The organism is Streptomyces sp. AC627_RSS907 (assembly GCF_019049165.1).
Window position 1 is genome coordinate 3000 of record NZ_JAGMUE010000287.1, and the last position, 2040, is coordinate 5039.

General features: G+C 69.0%; 3 protein-coding genes. 1 reads left to right on the forward strand and 2 read right to left on the reverse strand.

The genetic code is table 11. The annotated features are described in order from the left end of the window. Together cynS and KUM32_RS33785 are read right to left on the reverse strand one after the other, a co-directional pair. On the reverse strand, positions 1-391 hold a 391-nt coding region (gene cynS, locus KUM32_RS33780), incomplete at its 3' end, for a cyanase (protein WP_217145736.1). Positions 392-500: 109 nt separating this feature from the next. After that, positions 501-1079 (reverse strand): carbonic anhydrase, encoded by a 579-nt coding sequence (locus KUM32_RS33785; protein WP_217145737.1) that lies wholly within the window; start codon positions 1077-1079, stop codon positions 501-503. 124 nt (positions 1080-1203) lie between these two features. Between KUM32_RS33785 and cynR the strand changes: the two genes are divergently transcribed. Continuing rightward, positions 1204-2040: transcriptional regulator CynR (gene cynR / locus KUM32_RS33790; protein WP_217145738.1), on the forward strand; the 837-nt coding region annotated here is incomplete at its 3' end.

A 2040-nucleotide genomic window follows, 5' to 3' on the forward strand; every position in this document is an offset into this window, starting at 1 on the left:
TCACGTCGAGCCTGAAGTTGATCGCGGAGATGATGCCGTCCCCGAACTCCTCGTGGACCAGGGCCTTGAGGGTCGTGCCGTAGACCTGGAGCATCTCGTAGAAGCGGTACATGGTCGGGTCGGTCGGGATCCGGTTCGGCATCGAACCGCGGACCGGGATGGTCTGCAGCAGCATTGCCGCGTCGTCGTCCAGGCCCAGCAGCTCGGCCACGGCCTTCGCGGACTTCTCCGGCAGCGGGTGCTGGCCGAGGACGGCGGCGGTGGTGAAGGCCACCGACAGGCCCGAGGCGTCAGCGATCTGCTTCCAGGAGAGGTTCTTGACGGTCTTGGCCTCCACGGCCTTGGCGGCCAGGGCCTCACGGGCGGTCGAGTCGAACTGTGCGTGCACCATGATCAGTACGTCCTTTTCTCAGCTGGGCCACTTCACGAGCAGGGGGGTGGGGTGAAGTGGCGAGTGGGGGGATGGGGGATTCCCGGGCGGGAGGCCGGAGCCGGGAGTATCAGGCCGCGAGCGGGGCGGTCAGGTCCTGGATGCGGCCGGTGGGGATGTCGAAGACCCAGCCGTGCAGGGTGACCTTCCCTTGCGCCAGCGCCTTGGCGACCGAGGGGTGAGTGGCCAGGTTCGCCAGCTGGGCCAGCACGTTCTGCCGTACCAGGGCAGGAACGTCACCGTCTGCGGCGGTGCGGGCCACCGAGGCGTCCGCGTGCCGCAGCCAGGTGGCGACCGCCGGGGCACCGCTGAGGTCGTGGCCCTCGGCGAGCGCGGTCATCGCACCGCACGCGGAGTGACCGCAGACGACGATGTCCTTGACGCCCAGTGCGGCGACGGCGTACTCGATGCTCGCCGTGATCCCGTCGGCCTCGGGGGTGTAGGCGGGCACCAGGTTGCCGGCGGTGCGGATGACGAACAGGTCACCCGGCTCGGTGCCGGTGATCAGCTCGGGGACGACGCGGGCGTCGGAACAGCTGATGAACAGCGTGTGCGGTGCGTGATGCGTGGCCAGATGGGCGAAGAGCTCCGCCTTGGCCGGGAAGACGTCCCGCTGGAAACGGGCGACGCCGTCGGTGAGGTCCTGCATGGTCACTCCCTTCGGAGGTGGTCGGCCCCTGTGGGCTGGTGAAATCCACCATGCATGACCTGCCCCTATAGTGTCCAAGAGCTGTTAGGGATAGAAGTTATTGCTCTCATCTATAGTTCCCTCCATGACTGCTCTCGAACTGCGTCACCTGCGCTATCTGCTCGCCGTGGCCGAACACGGCAACTTCACCCGCGCCGCCGAGGAGCTGCACATCTCCCAGCCCACGCTCTCCCAGCAGATCAAGCAACTGGAGCGGACCCTGGGCGTGCAGCTCCTGGACCGCACCGGCCGCACGGTGCGGCTCACCGACGCCGGTGCCGTCTACACCGACCACGCCCGGCGCGCGCTGCGCGACCTGGCCGCCGCCGAACGTGCCGTCCACGACGTCCAGGACCTCTCCCGCGGTCACCTGCGGCTGGGCGTCACGCCCACCTTCACCGCCTATCTGGTCGGCCCGCTCACCGCCGAGTTCCACACCCGCCACCCCGGCATCAGCCTCACCCTGATGGAGATGACCCAGGACCGCATCGAAGCGGCCCTGCTCGCCGACGACCTCGACCTCGGCATCGCCTTCGCCGGCCCCCACCACCCCGGCATCATCGCCACCGCCCTGTTCACGGAGACACTCACTCTGGTCACCGGCACCCGTCGGCCCGGCACCGGCCACGTCTCCCCGCTACCCGTAAAGGAGCTCACCGACCGGCAACTTGCCCTGCTCAGCGGTGACTTCGCCACCCGCGGTCACATCGACGCCTACTTCACCCGCCACCGGACCGCCCCACGCATCAGGATCGAGGCCAACTCCATCCAGGCCCTCACCGAGATCGTCCAGCGCACCGGCCTGGCCACCGTCCTGCCCGACGCCATCACCCATGACCACCCCCATCTGGCCCCCGTCCCCCTCGACCCGCCCCTGCCCACCCGCACCGTCACCCTCCTGCACCGCGAGGGCGCCTACCGC

Bases quoted from the DNA above. Each gene is read 5' to 3' on its own strand.
- KUM32_RS33785 (WP_217145737.1), bottom strand. From the start codon at position 1,079: ATGCAGGACCTCACCGACGGCGTCGCCCGTTTCCAGCGGGACGTCTTC.